Origin of the sequence: Pantoea sp. CTOTU46764, assembly GCF_031974595.1 — a bacterium.
Classification (GTDB): domain Bacteria; phylum Pseudomonadota; class Gammaproteobacteria; order Enterobacterales; family Enterobacteriaceae; genus Pantoea; species Pantoea trifolii.
In genome coordinates this window covers 1-18,665 of the sequence record NZ_DALYOQ010000065.1, presented here as the reverse complement: position 1 = coordinate 18,665, position 18,665 = coordinate 1, and the positions used below count along the sequence as shown (strand labels likewise).

Here is an 18,665-nt window from a genome sequence, read left to right as displayed (position 1 = left end):
GAGCCAGCAACCTCGATTACTGGCTCGATAAAATTAATAGGGATCGGTAGCACTGTGCAATTCAATACTGCGCTCCGTTCCATTGACTCGAACTTTTAAGAAACGACGCGTTCTCCATGATCCATCGGGATTTTGCACGCTCTTTTCGAACACCGGACCATGCAATAACAACTCTTTATTGTCGTTGTACCCAAAGCCAACTTGTTTATTACCAATCCAGTGCTGTTCATAGGCAACAACTTTCTCCGCATTCAGTCTGGTGCTCTCTTCGGCGCTACAGGCCGTGAAGCTTTTACGGAAAATAAAGCAATTTCCAGCCTGGTATCGGTCTTTGCCATTGGTATCGACTAGCGCAATGGAATAGGCGGTAAAGCCCGCAATTTTCACATAGAGTTTGGTTCGGGCACCATTACCCGAAATATGCACTTTGGTCACCGGACTGGAACCTTCACCATACCAACTGCCAATAGATTCAGCGCCATTTCTTGCCTGCAGATAGATATTTGCCACGCCTTCCGGCGTACGGCTACTAAAGTCAGTTTGGGTTTCACTTTGTGAGAGGAATTGTGCGGTGCCAATAATGCGCACATGTATTTGCGAGTTGGCATTAGAGAAAGCGAATTCCCCGACATAAAACCACTGTTCAGCCTCTTTCCCCTGATTATCCATGTGATACTGCGAGGAGATATAGTCATAGCTCAATGAACCTTGCGCAACGATTCCCCAATCCGACATCTCCAGTACCCCACGATCGCCTTCACCGATTAGCGTCCACGGCTCAATACCTTCGGTACTGTAATCGAATCCAGCACTTTGATTATGAATACTTTTTTGAATAATAGTGGCGCGGCAATAACCCAATTTTAATGGGTTATCGGTGGATTCAATCGCTAATCCCTCAATCACCCACTGGCCATTGGAAAGATCACCGGCAAATTCGGAGTGTTCAATCCAGCCGTTGCGAATAAAGGATTGCGTACAGCGCGGTAAATCCAGCACCGGCTTTTTAGTGCCGCCCTGCAAATTAAAATTGGAGAGTTCAATTGCCGTAGAGTGATCCCACGCGCCTTGTTGGCGATCGGACCAACGAGCATAAACAATGCTGTCCTGACAACCACGGGAATAGAACTGGTCGATTTTACAATCCAGCGTATCGATAAGATCAAGCGCACGTCCGCCCAAATAGCGGAATTCCATACTGCTGACGCGCAAGAACTGGCCGCCGATAATGGTATTAGCGTAAAAACCGACATTATTGAACGCCGTGCCGCCATCACCACCGCTGTCCGAACTCTTGCCTTTCACAACCAGCCCAGAAATTTCGGCATAGCGTGCCTGCACTTTAAAGAAATGTTGACCACGAGGTTTGGTATCCCAGTCGAAAAACAACGTCGTTGTTGGAAAATAACCGAAATTGACCGCCGCACCGGTAACCTTAAAACGGTTAATTTCTTTATCTGAGATATCAAACGTCGACATACTAAATTCGCCCGCTGTAAAACGTATCCCTGCTGATGGCAGCACGCGCTGCGACCAGTTAAACATGCGTTTCACCGCCTCGATGCAGTCGGTTTTCCCGTCAGGCACCGCGCCAAAATCCAGCACGGTGACCGAGTTATAATCCAGTATCACCCTTTTCCAGCGTTTCTTTCCCGCTGTCACAATCACCAACCCACCATCGTCTGGCGATGTGGTATCTGTTGCGTCATAAACAAATACGCCGCCGCCAGCTTTTGTTCCGCGCTTATACTCCAGCACCGTAGCGAGTTCACCGCCGGTGGTAGGTTCGGTGGCTTTGAGCTGTTCGATATCTATGATCTGAATAACCGGTGCCGCCGCCGTGACACTATTTTGTGGTGTGGTATTCGTATTGCTGGACACATTCGCCATGGTGTACCCCTTAACTATTAAGAGAAAGTAACTGCACCATCGAGTATAAGTAACTGAAAATTAATGTGTTGATGCGTACCACTCTAACTGGGGCATTTGACTTATGTGATTTTTGCATGGCCAGACAACAATATGATTAATGGAAAAAAGCGTAGCGGCAGCGAGGCGATTTACAGATTAATCGCAGACAACTTCTTTATTTACATGGCACGAAACAGGAGTGGTAACGCGGAATTACAAGGTTGATGCTAAGCAGAGAAAGCATTTGTGATCGTTATAAATTAACAGGCCAGCAACTAACAGTTACTGGCCTGCATGCTTAGAACGTGGCGTTCACACCGACATTCCAGGTCACCTGATGGTAATCGCTATTCCCACCGACGGTTGAAACCCCGGCAAACGCATTCACCGTTTCGCCGAGCGGCACGTTGGCACCTAGCGACAGATCCAGCCAGTTTTTATCGCGCGCGTCAACGCTGCGTTCAAACAAAGTACGCGTCGATTTCAATCCGGCACGCACCGTGGAATCGGTATCGCCAAACTGATGGTTGTAGCTCACCTGTGCCCAGGGATTAACCACCCACTGTTTGCTGTCGATGCGCCAACCCACTGAGCCAATCTGTGAATGGGTGGTTTGATCGGAGTAGCGCATCGCGGTGCTGCTATCACTGTTCTCGCTGTAGCCGCCGACGCGACCGTAATCCAGCGCGTAACTGGCAACCGGCCCGGTGCTGAGATTTTCAGTAATTGGCAGCGTCCAGCCAGTCTGCACGCGCATGCCGAGCAATTTACCGCTGGTGCTACCCTGCTCGATACGGTTGGCCGGGCCGATGTGGATATCACGCTCGATGCTGTCGAAATCGAGATCGGCATAATGCAGATCGGCGTTAATCCAGCCCTGATCGAACATCGTCAGCTGGCTATACAGCGCTACCAGATTGCCGCGCAATTTGTAATCGTAGTTGGAAGAAGGCTCCTGGCGCTGATTGGTGTTGGAGAACAGCATACCGGTTTGCCAGTTGTCGGTGAGCTGATAGCCGATACCCAGCGTTAGGTTGGCCGTGTTGGCACTGCCGTTGCTCCAGCTGTCGCCTTGATAATCGACGTGTTGCCCGGCGTAACCGCCAAACACCGTGAACTGTCCGGCGCTGGCAGGCTGCTGACGCTGTTGCTGCAAATGCCCATCCAACGTGTTTTGCGTATCGCGCGCCATCATCAGTGGCGATTGTGACAGCGCCGCCACTTGCGCTGGCGCATCCAGAATCGACTGAATGTAATCGGCGATCATCGCGTGCACCGCTGGACTTGGATGCAGGCGATCGGCAAACAGATAATCCTGCGCGCTGGAAAAACCCGGCGTGCTGGATTGACACTCATCCGCTGACGTCCCAATCGGACACGCGATGCCGATAGTGTTGGTGAGGCCATATTGCGTGGGATTAGCGATCACTTCATCAAACAGCCCGGCTATATCAACACGCACGATGTTGCCATTCAGAGTCGCCAGTCCCGCTTCTTCCTGCTGGTTATAGCCGTCGGAGAGCGCAGTAACCTGCTCGCTGAGTTCTTGCCATGCGCTGTAAAGCTGCTGCGCCAGCGCGTCGCGCACCGCCGGAACAGAAGAGACTTCGCCCGCGGCTTGCGTAAACGCATCCTGCACCGCCTGTTGCCGCGCGGCTTTATCTGGCGTGGTGACGCTATCCAGCGACTGAAACGCCGCCACCATCGCTGGCGTGGCTGCGGTGCCTAACACGCGCAACACCGTTTGGATCATATAAGGCGTTGAACCGAGTTGCGGTACGGTTGGCACAATTACCGCTCCCGCGCCGGCATCCAGCAACGTTTTGATCTGTGCAACCGATTGATTGGCGCTGTTGCTGATGGTTTCACTGGCGGTTAACGGATTGGTGACGGCAGCGGCGATGTCGTTGGCACCGACCCAATGGATGTACAAACCGTTGTTGTCAGCGCGGCCGCCGGTTGAGGCGAGGTATCCCGCCAGTTGATCCTGAGTATTTAATTCCGGATCGAGCTTCGGCACCGACACCGCGCCGCCCTGCGCATAATTGCTGCCGCCCAAGGTAGACCGCTGTAAGTCCTCGCCCAAATTTGCGGCAAGAATCTCGTCATATAAAGGATGTTGTGCACCGTCGAAGGTAAAGCGGCCCACGTTGCCGCTATCACTCAGGCTATCGCCAAACACGGTCAGGCTATCCCATGCCAGCGCCGGAGCTGGCGTCAGCAACGCGCTGAAGGTAGCGATGGCGACAGCAGAAAGCGCAGATTTGTGGTTGTTCATCATCAACTCCGTGATGGGCCAGCGTTACGTCGTCTGACCGGCAAAAGGTTAGGTCCGCGCATCAAGCGAACCCGCAACATCGCATCAGGAATGCGTAAGGGAAATATCAAGGACGTTTAACTGTTTAGTCAGGAAGGTGGCGTTATGCCAGTTTGCAGCAGCAAATTAACCGAAGTTTATGAACAACCCTTTTACATGCATTTAAATTAAACCTTTAAAAAAGGCCGCCGATAACTAACGATGCAGAGTTCGACTACGCTCTGATCGGTACCTTTGAAAACATCAGGTCGGTTAATTAAATACCCCCATGCGGCGCTGCGGCGCGCAGAGACACGTTCAAGTGTACGGCGAAGGGGATCTGCGGGCAGCCTAAGCGACACGTCCTGAACGTGAGCAGATTGGTGCTGCACGCCTTACGTTCAACAGCACAATAATCGCCTGAGGCTTCCCATGTTTGGTGTGAAAAAGTCGAGTCTTACCTTGCCGTTTTATAAAAGTGGCGATGTGATTAAAGATATCAATGCGATCAAACAGCATGTGGCATGGATCGAATTTACGCCCAACGGCGAGATTCTTACTGCCAATCATCTCTTCCTTGCCACCACCGGCTACCAGCTGAATGAGATTCAGGGGAAACATCACCGCCTCTTCTGCAGCCGGCAACACAGCCAATCTTCCAACTACCTCGCCTTCTGGCAAACGCTGGCGTCGGGCGAATCGGTGACCGGCATCTTTGAACGCTTCAATAAGCAAGGCCAGCGCTTCTATCTCAGCGCCACCTATTTCCCGGTGAGCGATGACAAAGGCCATGTTTACAAAGTGATCAAGGTGGCGTCGGATATTACAGAACGTCATCAGGAGCTGGAGCATAAAGAAGCGGTGATCACCGCGTTGGACCTTTCCATGGCGGTGATTGAATTTACGCCGGAGGGTCAAATCCTCACGGCTAATAGCAACTTTCTAAAGCATATGGGATATGAGCTGGCTGCCGTTATTGGGCAACATCACCGTATTTTCTGCTTCGATAACTTCTACCGCGAAAATCCGGACTTCTGGCGCAAGATGGCCAAAGGTGAACACTTTGTTGGCCGCTTCGAACGCAAAACAGCCAGCGGCGAACGCATCTGGCTTGAAGCTAGCTACAACCCGGTGTATGACGCGGATGGCAAGGTTTACAAGGTAATCAAAATTGCCTCGGATATCACCGCGCGCGTGGAAGCTGCCAAGCGCGTAGCCGACATCGCGCTGACCACGTCTGAAGAGACCTCACAAATCACCGACAACGCCAATGAAGTGCTGGATGAAACCATCCGCAATTCCGGTCTGGTGGCGGTGCAGGTGAATGCGGCGACGGCAATTGGTGCCGAACTCAATGCCTCGGCGAAGAGCATTAGCGAGGTAGTCGAGACCATCAACCTGATTGCTTCACAAACCAATATTCTGGCGCTAAATGCGGCGATTGAGTCGGCGCGCGCCGGTGAAGCGGGCCGTGGATTCAGCGTGGTGGCGGGCGAAGTGCGGCGTTTGGCGGCATCCACCTCCAGCGCCACCAAGCAGATTACGCAGGTGGTAGAACACAACGCCAGTTTGATTGCGCAGATGGAGCAACAGCTTAATGAGGTGAAGCAGTTTGTGGTGACCGAGCAGGATAAAATCAGCGTGCTGTCACGCAGCCTGCGGGAAATTAACAGCGGCGTACATGAGTTTGTGAACGTGATTCATCGATTAGATGTGTAATTTGTAGGGTCGCCATTTATGGCGACCTGGAAAGTATCGTGCGGTCAGCGGTAAGGTCGTCATGAATGACGACCCTACGGTGGCGGGGTTGTGATTACATCATCTGCGGTTCACGGATCGCCTGACCTTTGGCGAAACGCGCCAGACTGTACGGCTTCATATCGGTGAACAGCGGTTTGTTATTCACCATCTGCGCGCACAGCAAGCCTGCGCCCGGCCCAATACCAAAACCGTGGCCGCTAAAGCCGGAGGCGATAAACAAGCCCGGCATGCTGGTCATCTCATCAATCACCGGCACCAGATCCGGCGTGGTATCAATCCAGCCGCCCCACGCGTGATCCACTTTAATGCCGTTCAACTCCGGATAGAGCTGCACCAGCGCCTGCATTGCTTCCTGCACAATGCCGTTATCCGGTGCCGGATCGAGAGTACGAATCTTCTCAAACGGCGACACACCTTGGTTAGACCATGAACCGGCGGCTTCCGGGCCGTTGAAGAACGAGCCATTGATGCGCATCTTCAGCTTCTTAGCGATCTTGCTGCGAAACATCGGATAAAACTTGGTGGCGTAACGGATGTTTTGCGGTGCGAGGTCAATCTGCCCGCGCCCGGAGAGCGCCACGGTGTAGCTGCCATCCTGACGACGGCGGATGCACAACCCGCCAGTGCTGAGACAACCTTTGATCACTTCAGGTGCCGCCGTGGTTTTGAACGCGGTGCCCAGAATATTAGCGCTCGGCAGTTCAATGCCGTATTGCTTGCAGAAGCGGGAACTCCACGCGCCGCCGCAGCAGATCACGCGATTAGCCTTCACCAGGCCGCGCTCGGTCCAGACGCCGGTCACGCGTCCGCCGGAAACATCGAGGCCGCGTACCGCGCAGTTTTGCTGGATCGATGCGCCGAGGTTTTTCGCGCCGGTCGCAATCGCCGGTGCCGCCAGTGAAGGCTCCGCGCGCCCATCGCTGGGCGACCACACGCCGCCAATCCACGGCGAATTGTTGCCAATGCGTTCGCGCGTCTCTTGCGCGGTCATCAGATGGCTAACGAAACCAATTTGCTTCGCCTGTTTGCCCCACGCTTCCCAGCGCGCCAGGTCGCTTTCGCTCTGCGTGCCGTAAGTAATGCCCTGACGCGAGAAGCCGAGATCGAGGCCGATTTCGCTGCTCAACTCGTCCCAGCGCTGCAAACTGCGCATCGCCATCGGCAGCTCATACAGGTCGCGGTTTTGCTGGCGCACCCAGCCCCAGTTACGACCGGATTGCTCGCCGCCGATCACGCCCTTTTCAAACAGCGCCACGGAAACGCCCTGTTTTGCCAGTTCGTAACTCACCGACGTGCCAATAATGCCGCCGCCAATGACTACCACATCAACGGATTCGGGAAAGCGTTCACTGTCTGCTACTGCATTGATTTTTATGCGCATCGTCTCAAGTCCTGCACGCCACGTCGGTGACGAAATCACAAATGATGTTCAGAGGGAATGTGCATGATCCACAATACTCTGGCTTCACTCGCGCTATGGTTAAAAATGTTGTGCGGTAAATGGCTCTGGAACTGGAAGCTGTCGCCCGCAGTTAAGATGGCGCTGTCGCCATCAATCTCCAGCGTTAGCTCACCTTCCATCACCAAACCGGCCTTCTCGCCCTTGCCCATTAACATCTCATCGGAACGCACGCCCGGCGGCACATTGATGAACATAAACTGTAAATCGTGATCGCCTGACGGCGACAACATCTCCTTGGAGATCCCGCGCTTGCCGACATTGAAATGCGGCCGCTCAACGGCGCGACGCACATAATGTTCCGCGCCGCGCAGGTTGGTTTGATTCTCTTCAAGAAAGGCTGAAAGTGGCACTTTCAACACTAATCTCAGCTGCTCCAACACGCGCACGGTGGGATTGGTCAGGTTGCGCTCGATCTGGCTGATAGCGCCAGCAGACACATTCGCCAGCTGCGCCAAATCAGTGATGGTCATATTGCGCGCCTTTCGAATCCGTTTCAGGCGCGATCCAATATCCGCGTCCTGCGCATCCGTTGCTTCGTCACTGATACTCACTTTCTTCATCGGTTTTTACCCTTCCAGCGGATAACTTTATCCAATTTCGCACAGCGCAGTCGCCGCGTTTATTTCCCTGATACTGTGTTTATCGCTGAAATTACCGGTGCGAGACAGCAAAATATGCCGCAGCGACGTTATGGCATGCCCCATTTGGTTTTAATGGTTTGCAAAGTGCCGTCTTCTTTCATCGCAGTCAGCGCGCTATTAATCTGCGCCATTAATTGGTCGTTGCCCTTTTTCACGCCAAACGCCATCGGCGAAACATGTTCGGGTTTATAACCATCGATAACGTGCATGCCTTTCAGGCCGCCGGCTTTTTCCTGCGCTTTCAGGATCGGATAATCATTCATGCCTGCCGCAATACGTCCGAGCGATAAATCGCGCGTCATATCCGCCGGACTGTCATACACCTTCACCTCTTTGGCGATGCCGCTCGCCATCAGGCTTTGGGTGTAATCGGTGCCCGCCATGGTGCCGACGATGTCACCTTTCACATCCTGCCACGAGTTATAGGTCTTTTTGTTGTCGTCACGCACCACCAAACCCGCGCCAAACGCGGTCACCGGCTGCGAAAACGTAATACGTTTTGCACGTTCTTCGGTGGGCGTCATACCGGCCACAATCATGTCGATTTTGCCGGCAATCACCGATTGAATCAGCGTAGAGAATGGGATGGCGGTGTAATTAATATCGAGGTGCTGGCGTTTCGCCACTTCGGCTGCCACATCCGGCATAAAGCCTTCAATTTTGCCGCTTTGGGTATCGAGAAAAGTGGTTGGCGCACTGGAAGGCGGTGAACCGGCGGTCAGCGCCGCCGCTTGAGCATTGAGGCTAAATGCAGCCGCCAGACACACGAATAATAACCGGGAACGATTAGCAGACATAACTCACTCCTGAATCAAAATGAAAAGGGCGAACGTCATTTTCACTATAATGAAATTAGTCAGGTGTCTGTCAATGTTTTATTTAATCACACTACGTGAATTCACAATTCCGGATTAACCCTTTTGATAACAAGCATTATTTAACCTATAGCCTATTCGTATGACGACAATAAGTAAAAACTATCTCTGTTCGGCGGGTAAAGATTGACAGTGATTCGCCATCGGGGATATTCATTAAAATGAAATTTTTCTGCAGGGGATCATCATGGATTGGAGTAGTATTCACGTTTATCTGCCCTTCCTGTTAAAAGGAGCCGAAATGACGATTTACATCACCATTTTGTCCCTGATAATCAGCACACCATTGGGACTGATTTTTGCGGCGGCGAAGATGTGTCCGTGGAAAATAATTTCCTGGCCGATTGCGACCGTCATTAATATTACGCGCGGCCTGCCGATGATTGTGGTGCTGTTTTATATCTATTTTGTCTTCCCCGATATTGGCATCACGCTGTCGTCATTTCAGGCCAGCGTGATCGGTATCGCCTTCTGCTTTTCAACCTATATCGCTGAGATTTTCCGCGCCGGCATTGAATCGGTGGATCGCGGCCAGCTCGAAGCCGCGCGCTCAATGGGCATGAGTTTCCCGAAAGCGATGCGCCGCGTGGTGCTGCCGCAGGCGTTTCATGTCGCCCTGCCGCCTTACAGCAACACGCTGGTGATGATGCTGAAAGATTCCGCGCTGGCTTCCACCATCGCCGTCACCGAGATGACGCGCCAGGGCCAGCTGATTGCCGCGTCCACCTTTGATAACACCACGGTGTATACGCTGGTGGCGCTGCTCTATCTGGTGCTGTGCCTGCCGTTGCTGGCGCTGACCAAGCAGCTGGAAAAACGCCAGATTAAAGGAGCCTGAGATGATTGAAATTCGTGATGTGCACAAAAAATTCGGCCATGTCGAAGTGCTGAAAGGCGTGAGTTTCAACGTCAGCGAAGGCGAAGTGGTGTGTTTGATCGGCCCGTCGGGTTCCGGGAAATCAACCATTTTGCGCTGCATCAATGGCCTGGAAACTTACGAAGGCGGCGACATCAACGTGCTGGGCCAGCGCGTCAATAACAAACATAAAAGCATCAACGATCTGCGCCGTAAGATCGGCATGGTGTTCCAGCGCTTCAACCTCTTTCCGCATCGAAGCGTGTTAGAGAACGTGATGGAAGGCCCGATTCACGTTAATGGCGAACCGCGTCATGTGGCGGAAAAGCGCGCCAAAGAATTGCTGGCTATGGTTGGGCTGGCGGAGAAGATCAACGCATGGCCAACGCAGCTTTCCGGCGGTCAACAGCAGCGCGTGGCGATTGCCCGCACGCTGGCGCTGCAACCAAAAGCGATATTGTTTGATGAACCAACCTCAGCGCTCGATCCAGAACTGGTGGGCGAAGTGCTGCAGGTGATGCGCAATCTGGCGCGTGAAGGCATGACGATGATTGTTGTGACGCATGAAATGCAGTTTGCGCGCGAAGTCGCTGACCGCGTCTGTTTCCTGCACAGCGGCCAAATTGTCGAACAAGGTCCCGCCGATCAAATCCTGCTAAAACCGCAGGAGCCCCGCACCCAGGATTTTCTGCGCCGCGTGCTGGGCAACGTGGTCTCCACCACCTGCGACTGTTGCCGCAGTGTCGCCATTCATGGCGACCTGGAATCTCAACCGTATAACACTTAATTCAGAGGAAAATAATGAAAGTCCAAAAAATCACCCAACCCGCCGCCATCGCAGTCATGGAAGATTGGGGCAGCGTGGAAGGTTTGCCTGGCACCGGCAGCATCGCGTTATCCGGCATTCAGAAAGTGATTCCCGGTAAAGAAGATATCGATACGGGAATATTCGAATGCGGTGTCGGCTCCTATCGCCGCTCGGTGAAACAGGCCGAAATCATGCACTTCCTCAACGGAAACGGCTCTTTCACGCCGGATGGCGAAGAGACACTGCACTTCAAACCCGGCGATTCGTTGTTCTTTGAAGCCAATACTGAAGGCACCTGGGTAATTGAAAACACCATGCGCAAGTTGTATGTGATTTTTGACGCCAGCTGATTAATGCGCTGACTTCCCCGGTGCGCAGAGATGCGCACCCGACAAAATCCCGCCTTTATATACCGTTCCCCTTTCGTAAATTTTCGTCTAGATACTGGCATTGCGAACAAAAATGACTCATATAAATAGCATCAGCTATATATTATAGCATTGGCTATATTTCTCTGGAGATGATCATGTTCACTCAACGCCTCTTGCCTGCGATTGCTGTCCTGCTGTCACTCAGCGCGTTTACCGCGTCCGCGGCTGAAAAACTTAAAGTGGTAACCACTTTTACGGTGATCGCCGATATGGCGAAAAACGTTGCGGGTGATGCGGCGGAGGTGACGTCGATTACCAAAACCGGCGCAGAAATCCACGAATACCAACCCACGCCAGGCGATATTCGTCGCGCGCAAGGTGCCAATCTAATCCTGGTAAACGGCTTTAATCTGGAATTGTGGTTCAGCCGTTTTTACCAGCGCCTCAAGGATGTGCCGCAGGTTACCGTGACAGAAGGCATTGAACCGATGGGCATCACCGAAGGCCCATACAACGGCAAACCGAATCCGCATGCGTGGATGTCGCCGGATAACGCGCTGATCTACGTCGATAACATCCGTAATGCGCTGCAAAAATACGATCCCGCCAAGGCCGCGATTTATCAGGCCAACGCCGAGCGTTACAAAGCGCAGATTCAGCAGACCATCGCGCCGATGCGTGCCGCTATCGACAAACTGCCCGCTGATAAACGTTGGTTGGTGACCAGTGAAGGTGCGTTCTCTTATCTGGCGCGCGATTTCGCTTTGAAAGAACTCTATTTATGGCCGATTAACGCCGATCAGCAAGGCACGCCGCAGCAGGTGCGTAAAGTGATCGATGCGGTGCGCGATCATCAAATTCCAGCCATCTTTAGTGAAAGCACCATCTCGGCCAAACCTGCTCAACAAGTGGCGCGTGAAGCCGGCATTCATTACGGCGGCGTGTTGTACGTCGATTCGCTGAGCAACAGCGATGGCCCGGTGCCGACCTATCTGGATCTCTTGCGCGTCACCACTGAAACCGTGGTGAAAGGCATCACAGAAGGAAGTCAGAAATGAACCCAGCCGCAGGTTTACTCGTCGAGAATGTCGGCGTTACCTACCGCAACGGCCACACGGCGCTGCGTAAAGCCTCTTTTAGCGTGCCCGCAGGCAGCATTACCGCGCTGATTGGTGTTAACGGCTCTGGCAAATCCACGCTGTTTAAAGCGATCATGGGATTTGTGCCGCTCTCCTCAGGCGCGGTAACGCTGGCGGGTTTGCCAGCCAATAAAGCATTGAAACACAACATCGTTTCCTATGTTCCGCAAGCGGAGGAAGTGGACTGGAGCTTCCCGGTATTGGTGGAAGATGTGGTGATGATGGGCCGCTACGGTTATATGGGCATACTACGTATTCCGCGTGCCGCCGATAAACATAGCGTAGATCAGGCGCTGGAACGCGTGGGAATGAGCGCCTATCGTCATCGTCAGATTGGCGAGCTGTCGGGCGGGCAAAAGAAACGCGTGTTTCTGGCGCGCGCGCTGGCGCAAAGTGGCCAAATTATTCTGCTGGATGAGCCGTTTACCGGCGTGGACGTCAAAACCGAAGCCGCGATTATCGCCCTGCTGAAAGAGCTGCGCGACGAAGGCCGCACCATGCTGGTTTCCACCCACGATCTCAACGCCATCCCCGATTTCTGCGATCGCTGCGTACTGGTGAAAAACACCGTGCTGGCGAGCGGCCTGCTGCATGACACTTTCACCGCCGACAATCTGGCGCAGACCTTTGATGGCGCACTGCATGAGCGTAACGCGGTATTAATGCAGTTGATGAAAGACAAAAATCCGGACCGGGGAGCAAATCATGTCGTGGATTATTGAACCGTTTGGCTATCAATACATGCTGAATGCGATGTGGATCGCGGCGCTGGTCGGCGCGATTTGCGCCTTTCTTTCCTGCTTTCTGATGCTGAAAGGCTGGTCACTGATTGGCGATGCGCTGTCGCACTCGATTGTGCCCGGCGTGGCGGGCGCGTATATGCTCGGGCTGCCCTTTTCGCTCGGCGCGTTTCTCTCCGGCGGGCTGGCGGCGGGCAGCATGCTGTTCCTCAATCAGCGCACGCGCTTAAAAGAAGATGCCATCATCGGCCTGATCTTCTCGTCGTTTTTCGGCATTGGCCTGTTTCTGGTGTCGCTCAATCCCACGTCGGTGAATATCCAAACCATCGTACTAGGCAATATTTTGTCGGTTGCGCCCGCTGATATCTGGCAGCTCGGCGCGATTGGCTTTATCACCCTGACCATTCTGCTGCTGAAGTGGAAAGATCTGATGGTGACCTTCTTTGACGAGAGCCACGCACGTTCACTCGGTTTGAATACGCTGCGGCTGAAGATCCTGTTCTTTACCCTGCTCTCGGCGTCCACCGTCGCCGCGCTGCAAACCGTCGGCGCCTTTATGGTGATTTGTCTGGTGGTGACGCCCGGCGCGACCGCCTATCTGCTGACCGATCGTTTTCCACGTCTGTTGATGATCGCCGTCGCCATTGGCAGCGTCACCAGTTTTCTCGGCGCGTGGAGCAGCTACTTCCTTGATGGCGCGACCGGCGGCGTGATTGTGGTGGCACAAACGCTGGTATTTTTAGTGGCCTTTGTCTTCGCACCAAAACATGGCGCGCTGGCGGCGCGCCGCCGTGCGCGTCAGACACTGGAGGACGGCGTAAATGGCTGAATTATTGTTGAGTCCCTTCCAGTTCGAATTCATGAACATGGCGCTAATCACCACCTTAGTTCTATCGCTGCCATGCGCGATGCTGTCGGCGTTTCTGGTGCTGAAAGGTTGGTCATTGCTCGGTGATGCGATGAGCCACGCGGTGTTTCCCGGCGTGGTGATCGCCTGGCTGATTGGCTTGCCGTACGCCATCGGCGCGTTTGTCGCCGGGATGCTGTGCGCCGTCGCAACCGGCTATATCAGCGAGAACAGCCGCATTAAACCTGACACGGTGATGGGCATCGTCTTCTCCGGTATGTTTGGCGCCGGTTTAGTGCTGTACCTGAAATTGCAGCCTGAAGTGCATCTCGACCACATTTTGTTAGGCGATATGTTAGGCATCAGCCTGGCGGATATCATCCAGACGGCGGCCATCGCGGTGATTGTCAGCGTGCTGATTGGCGTCAAGTGGCGCGATTTATTGCTGCACGCGTTCGATCCCAATCAGGCGCGCGCCTGCGGCATCAACGGCAAATTGATGCATTACGGTTTGCTGTGTTTGATTTCGCTAACCATCGTCGCCGCGCTGAAATCGGTGGGCGTGATTCTGTCAATTTCCATGCTGATCGCGCCCGGCGCTATCGCCTTGCTGCTGGCGCGCCGTTTCGTACAGGTGATGTTGCTGGCAATGGGTATTGCGATGGTGACGGGTTTCAGCGGTGTATACGCCTCATTCTTCCTGGATAGCGCGCCGGGCCCAACCATTGTGGTGATCTACGCGGCGCTGTTCGTGCTGGCGTTTTTGTATGTCACGGTGAGGGATCGGCGCACGCAGCAGGTGCATGGCTGATGAAGTGATCGCCATGGATGGCGACCCCTTCGTCGTGCGTACCTTTGAAAACACTCGAAGTTAAGCCTGAATCATGGATTTTGACGCAAACACCCATCGCTGTACCCTCGTGATTGATCGGCAACTTCCCGCCAGGTTGGCGATGAACGCTTCAAGCGGTATCGGCATCAGTTTTGGAAAAATTGTTCCGCTGATTGATAGCCCGCTTGAAGAGTATTAATTTATTGTCCGATAAAGCGCATATCGAACAATTTTCAGCCAAGCGGTCATGTACACTTCTTCATTTTTGGCTTTACCCCAAAAATGAAGGAAGCGTAATGCGATTGTTTTATGAGAAAGTAACACATGACACTTACTGCAATACCAATAACAAAATCTATCAACACATAAATGATTGAGAATTGTGCCGGGAGCCAGGTATCTAACAACCAGGAAAATGCAATAACTACTGGATAATGCAATAAGTAAATCACTAACGCTGAATCGATAATAGTAGTCAGCATGCGGTTTTCTTTAATCTGAATTTTTTCAAACTTAAATACGAACCAATAGGATAACAAAACTGAAAAGACGCTACCTGCAAGCGTAGGCAAGTACTTCATCGCGCCTTCAATATGAAACTCTGCCACCATAAAGAAACCTAACCATATTGCCATAGCCAGAGCAGCAATTAACCCGCCATTCATAACGATACTGTTGCTATAGCATGAAATATTGCCGCGATGGATATACAGAGCATAGCCAGCAGTATAATACACAAGGAAACGTGCAGTGACTGGAATTAAATTAATAAAATCGCCCTGACCTTTTGTCAGAAACTTCAAAACAAAGAATAGATTGCCCAATACTATCAATAATGCAATCAGGAATGGCAGCGGCATTTTGGCGAAATAACGGGCGCACCACTGATAAAATCGATTGGGGATCAGTAATGACATGATGCTTAAGGAAACCAAAAACCATAAATGATGCAGGGTCGCATAACTTTCTAGCACGCCTTTTAAGGTTATCACAGATGTACTCATTTGCTTTTCAAGGCAGTACATTAATGGAGGAATAATGATATAGGCAGATAGCAGTGGCAGAAGTAGGCGTTTACGTCGATTATCATAAAAAAACGCTCGCCCTTTCCTTAGAATAATGAGTGCCGAAAACATACCCGATAAAAAGAAAAAAACTTCCATTCTGAACGTATGTATCAAACTTAATAAGGCTGTAAAGAGTGTTGAAGGGTCGCGCTGAGAGTTATAAATCCAACTGTTATCTCCGGGTAAACTACGGGAAGCGTGTAATAAAACACCTTCAATAATCAGTCCTGCACGCAGCAGATCCAGGCCAATATTTCGGCTGGATAAAAAAGATTTGGTTTTCATGTCTCACACCTGTGTAAGGGATCGTAAATGCGCAAGAACATTAACCATTAATTATTTAAAAGAACTTAAGCTTTGTCCTTAAATTCTTACAGTGGTTTTCGCGGAATTCATTAAAATTAATAAGACAAACCTTAACAACCAGTAACGATGAGAACTTTTAGCCGATAAGAAAAATTAGCCAAATAGGTCAATACCCCATCAATTGATGCTGAAATAATTTCTGAAGTATTAGATTTAAATTTCCTCTTCTGCGGCGAACCACGCCGGTAGCTGTCTAACGTAACGACTGAATGCCACGCTGTAAGCACTGGCTGAGCGATAGCTGACGCGTTCCGCTACTTCTGCCACCGCTATGCTATCGATTCGCATGCTCCGATGCGCATTCCTGCCGGTAAAGATGCGGTGGCGCTGGCGAACGAAGTGGATTAACTGTGAATTTCGGCGACAGCCATGGTGAAAATCAGCGGCAGTTCGCCGAGGTTCGCATAGCTGTGCGGCGCAGTGGTTTTCGCCACCGCTGAACTGCCGTGCGGCACCTGCAACTGCTGTTCATCAACCTTCAGCGTGAGTTCGCCCTGCTCGACATGCAGCAGTTCGTAAGTGCGCTGCGGATGGCCCGGCGAGGCAAACTGTTCGCTGGGAAACATCTCCCAACGCCACAGCTCGATCATATCCGGCCCTCGGGTGCCCGCCAGCAAACGCGCCGTGCCGCCCTTGTCGCCTTGCCATAACACCGGTATATCCTCTTCAGCAACCAGATGCGCGAGCGGATCGGCGGTGACATTCACAATATCGGCCACCGATATTCCCAGCGCAGCCGCCACTTTGCACAGAATGGCGATGCTGGGATTTGCGCTGCCTTTCTCAATCTCAACTAACATGCCTTTACTGACGCCCGCGCGGCGTGACAACTCATCCAGCGACAGTTTTTGCTGTTGGCGGAAGCTTTTAACACTGGCTGATACGGCGGCGCTCACGCAGTCGATATCAGAACCTGTTTCGGTCAATTTATTGACTTTCGTCTTCATCGGTCACTATCATGGAATAAATTAGTCATTACAGGATTATGTTATGTTCACCTTTAGCCCGTCAATCGATCCTTCCGTTTCTGCCTTAGCGCCTGACTTTACCGCGCTCAGCATTTTAGTTCAGGCTGCGCCAGTGGAGCGTCCGCACGTTGGTGAAGAAGCCTTAGCGCAAGCGTGTCGCGACATGTTGCAGAATGACTTTCCGTGGGCGGAAGCACATCTGACGCAATGGGCTGAGATGTTCAAACGCTTTGGCGCTAAACCGAAGCGCACGCCCTGTTCAGCAGATGCGTTGCGCAAGCGCGTGCAGCGCGACGGAACTATGGCGGCCATCGATCCGATCGTTGATCTCTACAATGCGGTGAGCATTCGTTTCGCCATTCCGGTCGGCGGTGAGAATGTGGCCGCTTACGTGGGCAACCCGCAACTGACACGCGCCGATGGCAGCGAATCCTTCGATGTCTATAAAGAAGGCGTGTTGAGCCATGAATCTCCAGAACCTGGCGAAGTGGTGTGGCGGGATGACGCAGGCGTAACCTGTCGGCGCTGGAACTGGCGACAAGGCGTGCGCACCCGTCTCAGTATTGAGCAAGCGCAGATGTGGTTTGTGCTTGAACATTTACCGGCGATGCCGCTCAACGCATTGCAACAAGCGGGCGATATGCTGGAGCACGGTATTCTGCAGATGATGCCTGGCGCGACTGTCGAGCGCCGTTTGCTTGGCAATATCAGTAGCTAACCGTTATGTTGTCACTCTCGCCCGCCACCTTTAGGAATCGGAATGCACATCAGCCTGCTGGCACAACAGCCACAGTTTTTGGATGCGGTGACGCAAATGCTGCATCGCGAATGGTCGGATTTCCCCAACTGGCGTGATGCGGCGGTGATTCAGCAGCGTTTGCAGGCGCGCAATCACGCGGAGGCCAAAACGCTGACGCTGGTTGCCACCACATCCGATGGCGAATTGATGGCGACCGCCAGCATTATTCATTACGAACTGCACGATATCGCCGAGCGCGAGTTTTGGCTCGGCGAAGTCATTACTGCCGCAGCACATCGTGGAAAAGGGTTGGCGAGTAACTTGGTAACGCGCTTAATTACCGAAGCGCGTCAGCGTGGGATCACCGCGTTGTGGCTGTATACGCCGGATCAACAAGCGCTCTATCGCCGCTTCGGCTGGCAGGATGTGGAACAACGCGTGATGGCTGATGAGGAAGTTACCGTGATGAAGCTGGTGCTTTAAGTCGATTTTCCCAGCGCCTTTAACGCCGCGATTCCATCAAGTGCGATCCAGGTACGCAGCGGTGCAAACAGCGGTTGCGGCAGATCTTCCGGTGCAAACCATTCCCAGCCGTGGCACTTTTCAGGCTCCATCAGTTGTGGTTCACCGATTGCATCCTGCGCCACCATCAGTAGCGTAATGTAGTGCTTGTTGACCTCGGGAAACACATCGCTAACGAACGCGCCGTTTTGCAGTTCGCCAAGCTGTAAGCCGGTTTCTTCCAGCACTTCTCGACGCGCGCAGGCTTCCGGCGATTCGCCAAACTCCAGATGCCCGCCCGGCGCAGACCAGTCGCCCGCGCCGTGGCTGCCTTTGCGTTGTCCCAATAACAGTTTCCCGTCGCGGAAAATTAAAACGCCGATTCCCACTTGTGGCGACATTGTTGCTCCTTGTTTTGCCAGGTCGTCACAAATGGCGACCCTTATATCTCGATCATTCTCCTCCGGGTGCTATGATCCCCGACT

Annotated in this window: 20 protein-coding genes; 11 read left to right on the top strand and 9 right to left on the bottom strand. The window is 52.7% G+C overall.

Annotated elements, in window-relative coordinates; translation table 11 throughout:
* Positions 1-33: 33 nt before the first annotated feature.
* Entirely contained in the window at positions 34-1,890 is a 1,857-nt protein-coding gene (locus RTM06_RS17995; RefSeq protein ID WP_312184010.1) for a hypothetical protein, read from the bottom strand.
* Between the two features lie 319 nt (positions 1,891-2,209).
* Positions 2,210-4,189 carry an autotransporter outer membrane beta-barrel domain-containing protein gene (locus RTM06_RS17990; RefSeq protein ID WP_312184023.1) on the bottom strand — a complete coding sequence of 660 codons (1,980 nt, stop codon included), beginning with the start codon at positions 4,187-4,189 and terminating at the stop codon, positions 2,210-2,212.
* A gap of 450 nt (positions 4,190-4,639) precedes the next feature.
* Here RTM06_RS17990 and RTM06_RS17985 point away from each other — a divergent pair, with 450 nt between their 5' ends.
* Entirely contained in the window at positions 4,640-5,926 is a 1,287-nt protein-coding gene (locus RTM06_RS17985; RefSeq protein ID WP_312184008.1) for a PAS domain-containing methyl-accepting chemotaxis protein, read from the top strand.
* Between the two features lie 94 nt (positions 5,927-6,020).
* Here the strand turns inward: RTM06_RS17985 and RTM06_RS17980 are convergent, their stop codons facing one another.
* The 3 genes from RTM06_RS17980 to RTM06_RS17970 form a co-directional block, all read right to left on the bottom strand.
* Positions 6,021-7,349: an FAD-binding oxidoreductase gene (locus tag RTM06_RS17980; protein ID WP_312184006.1), complete on the bottom strand. Its 1,329-nt coding sequence runs from the start codon at positions 7,347-7,349 to the stop codon at positions 6,021-6,023.
* 35 nt (positions 7,350-7,384) lie between these two features.
* A complete protein-coding gene (locus RTM06_RS17975; RefSeq protein WP_061719510.1) occupies positions 7,385-7,990 on the bottom strand; it encodes a cupin domain-containing protein in 606 nt (201 codons plus the stop codon).
* A 128-nt stretch (positions 7,991-8,118) separates the two neighbouring features.
* A complete protein-coding gene (locus RTM06_RS17970) occupies positions 8,119-8,868 on the bottom strand; it encodes an ABC transporter substrate-binding protein (protein ID WP_312184000.1) in 750 nt (249 codons plus the stop codon).
* A 265-nt stretch (positions 8,869-9,133) separates the two neighbouring features.
* On the opposite strand from RTM06_RS17970, the gene RTM06_RS17965 reads away from it, so the two are divergent.
* The 8 genes from RTM06_RS17965 (at position 9,134) to RTM06_RS17930 (ending at position 14,738) form a co-directional block, all read left to right on the top strand.
* On the top strand, positions 9,134-9,784 hold the full coding sequence (locus RTM06_RS17965; RefSeq protein ID WP_008108724.1) for an amino acid ABC transporter permease: 651 nt from the start codon (positions 9,134-9,136) through the stop codon (positions 9,782-9,784).
* Between the two features lies 1 nt (position 9,785).
* Positions 9,786-10,589, top strand: coding sequence for an amino acid ABC transporter ATP-binding protein (locus tag RTM06_RS17960; RefSeq protein ID WP_256698766.1), 804 nt, complete (start codon positions 9,786-9,788; stop codon positions 10,587-10,589).
* 14 nt (positions 10,590-10,603) lie between these two features.
* The gene (locus RTM06_RS17955; protein ID WP_176972152.1) at positions 10,604-10,960 is read left to right on the top strand and encodes a cupin domain-containing protein; all 357 of its coding nucleotides are present in this window, start codon (positions 10,604-10,606) and stop codon (positions 10,958-10,960) included.
* Between the two features lie 176 nt (positions 10,961-11,136).
* Complete coding sequence (locus RTM06_RS17950; RefSeq protein WP_312183993.1) at positions 11,137-12,039, top strand: metal ABC transporter substrate-binding protein; 903 nt, start codon at positions 11,137-11,139, stop codon at positions 12,037-12,039.
* Positions 12,036-12,842: a manganese/iron ABC transporter ATP-binding protein gene (locus RTM06_RS17945; RefSeq protein ID WP_312183991.1), complete on the top strand. Its 807-nt coding sequence runs from the start codon at positions 12,036-12,038 to the stop codon at positions 12,840-12,842. The genes RTM06_RS17950 and RTM06_RS17945 overlap by 4 nt, the downstream gene beginning before the upstream one ends.
* Positions 12,826-13,689, top strand: coding sequence for an iron/manganese ABC transporter permease subunit SitC (gene sitC / locus RTM06_RS17940; RefSeq protein ID WP_312183989.1), 864 nt, complete (start codon positions 12,826-12,828; stop codon positions 13,687-13,689). The genes RTM06_RS17945 and sitC overlap by 17 nt, the downstream gene beginning before the upstream one ends.
* Positions 13,682-14,518 (top strand): metal ABC transporter permease, encoded by an 837-nt coding sequence (locus RTM06_RS17935; protein WP_312183987.1) that lies wholly within the window; start codon positions 13,682-13,684, stop codon positions 14,516-14,518. The genes sitC and RTM06_RS17935 overlap by 8 nt, the downstream gene beginning before the upstream one ends.
* A 73-nt stretch (positions 14,519-14,591) precedes the next feature.
* The gene (locus RTM06_RS17930) at positions 14,592-14,738 is read left to right on the top strand and encodes a hypothetical protein (protein ID WP_409455814.1); all 147 of its coding nucleotides are present in this window, start codon (positions 14,592-14,594) and stop codon (positions 14,736-14,738) included.
* A gap of 46 nt (positions 14,739-14,784) precedes the next feature.
* On the opposite strand, the gene RTM06_RS17925 is transcribed toward RTM06_RS17930, so the two are convergent.
* From RTM06_RS17925 to RTM06_RS17915, 3 genes are all read right to left on the bottom strand, one after another.
* The gene (locus RTM06_RS17925; RefSeq protein ID WP_312183985.1) at positions 14,785-15,891 is read right to left on the bottom strand and encodes an acyltransferase family protein; all 1,107 of its coding nucleotides are present in this window, start codon (positions 15,889-15,891) and stop codon (positions 14,785-14,787) included.
* A 234-nt stretch (positions 15,892-16,125) separates the two neighbouring features.
* Positions 16,126-16,260 carry a hypothetical protein gene (locus tag RTM06_RS17920; RefSeq protein ID WP_256698772.1) on the bottom strand — a complete coding sequence of 45 codons (135 nt, stop codon included), beginning with the start codon at positions 16,258-16,260 and terminating at the stop codon, positions 16,126-16,128.
* A gap of 56 nt (positions 16,261-16,316) precedes the next feature.
* Complete coding sequence (locus RTM06_RS17915; protein WP_312183982.1) at positions 16,317-16,919, bottom strand: helix-turn-helix domain-containing protein; 603 nt, start codon at positions 16,917-16,919, stop codon at positions 16,317-16,319.
* A gap of 43 nt (positions 16,920-16,962) precedes the next feature.
* Here RTM06_RS17915 and RTM06_RS17910 point away from each other — a divergent pair, with 43 nt between their 5' ends.
* Complete coding sequence (locus RTM06_RS17910; protein WP_293793864.1) at positions 16,963-17,658, top strand: B3/4 domain-containing protein; 696 nt, start codon at positions 16,963-16,965, stop codon at positions 17,656-17,658.
* Between the two features lie 42 nt (positions 17,659-17,700).
* Positions 17,701-18,162 (top strand): GNAT family N-acetyltransferase, encoded by a 462-nt coding sequence (locus RTM06_RS17905; protein ID WP_312183978.1) that lies wholly within the window; start codon positions 17,701-17,703, stop codon positions 18,160-18,162.
* Here RTM06_RS17905 and RTM06_RS17900 read toward each other — a convergent pair.
* Positions 18,159-18,581, bottom strand: coding sequence for an NUDIX hydrolase (locus tag RTM06_RS17900; RefSeq protein ID WP_312183976.1), 423 nt, complete (start codon positions 18,579-18,581; stop codon positions 18,159-18,161). The genes RTM06_RS17905 and RTM06_RS17900 overlap by 4 nt on opposite strands.
* Positions 18,582-18,665 lie beyond the last annotated feature (84 nt).

Excerpts from the sequence above, each read along its gene's own strand:
- RTM06_RS17900 (WP_312183976.1), bottom strand. The coding sequence starts at position 18,581 with ATGTCGCCACAAGTGGGAATCGGCGTTTTAATTTTCCGCGACGGGAAA.
- RTM06_RS17960 (WP_256698766.1), top strand. The coding sequence starts at position 9,786 with ATGATTGAAATTCGTGATGTGCACAAAAAATTCGGCCATGTCGAAGTG.
- RTM06_RS17930 (WP_409455814.1), top strand. The coding sequence starts at position 14,592 with ATGGATTTTGACGCAAACACCCATCGCTGTACCCTCGTGATTGATCGG.
- RTM06_RS17965 (WP_008108724.1), top strand. The coding sequence starts at position 9,134 with ATGGATTGGAGTAGTATTCACGTTTATCTGCCCTTCCTGTTAAAAGGA.
- RTM06_RS17910 (WP_293793864.1), top strand. The coding sequence starts at position 16,963 with ATGTTCACCTTTAGCCCGTCAATCGATCCTTCCGTTTCTGCCTTAGCG.
- RTM06_RS17945 (WP_312183991.1), top strand. The coding sequence starts at position 12,036 with ATGAACCCAGCCGCAGGTTTACTCGTCGAGAATGTCGGCGTTACCTAC.
- RTM06_RS17955 (WP_176972152.1), top strand. The coding sequence starts at position 10,604 with ATGAAAGTCCAAAAAATCACCCAACCCGCCGCCATCGCAGTCATGGAA.
- RTM06_RS17970 (WP_312184000.1), bottom strand. The coding sequence starts at position 8,868 with ATGTCTGCTAATCGTTCCCGGTTATTATTCGTGTGTCTGGCGGCTGCA.
- RTM06_RS17935 (WP_312183987.1), top strand. The coding sequence starts at position 13,682 with ATGGCTGAATTATTGTTGAGTCCCTTCCAGTTCGAATTCATGAACATG.
- RTM06_RS17905 (WP_312183978.1), top strand. The coding sequence starts at position 17,701 with ATGCACATCAGCCTGCTGGCACAACAGCCACAGTTTTTGGATGCGGTG.
- RTM06_RS17925 (WP_312183985.1), bottom strand. The coding sequence starts at position 15,891 with ATGAAAACCAAATCTTTTTTATCCAGCCGAAATATTGGCCTGGATCTG.
- RTM06_RS17995 (WP_312184010.1), bottom strand. The coding sequence starts at position 1,890 with ATGGCGAATGTGTCCAGCAATACGAATACCACACCACAAAATAGTGTC.
- RTM06_RS17920 (WP_256698772.1), bottom strand. The coding sequence starts at position 16,260 with ATGCGAATCGATAGCATAGCGGTGGCAGAAGTAGCGGAACGCGTCAGC.
- sitC (WP_312183989.1), top strand. The coding sequence starts at position 12,826 with ATGTCGTGGATTATTGAACCGTTTGGCTATCAATACATGCTGAATGCG.
- RTM06_RS17915 (WP_312183982.1), bottom strand. The coding sequence starts at position 16,919 with ATGAAGACGAAAGTCAATAAATTGACCGAAACAGGTTCTGATATCGAC.
- RTM06_RS17985 (WP_312184008.1), top strand. The coding sequence starts at position 4,640 with ATGTTTGGTGTGAAAAAGTCGAGTCTTACCTTGCCGTTTTATAAAAGT.
- RTM06_RS17975 (WP_061719510.1), bottom strand. The coding sequence starts at position 7,990 with ATGAAGAAAGTGAGTATCAGTGACGAAGCAACGGATGCGCAGGACGCG.
- RTM06_RS17950 (WP_312183993.1), top strand. The coding sequence starts at position 11,137 with ATGTTCACTCAACGCCTCTTGCCTGCGATTGCTGTCCTGCTGTCACTC.
- RTM06_RS17980 (WP_312184006.1), bottom strand. The coding sequence starts at position 7,349 with ATGCGCATAAAAATCAATGCAGTAGCAGACAGTGAACGCTTTCCCGAA.
- RTM06_RS17990 (WP_312184023.1), bottom strand. The coding sequence starts at position 4,189 with ATGAACAACCACAAATCTGCGCTTTCTGCTGTCGCCATCGCTACCTTC.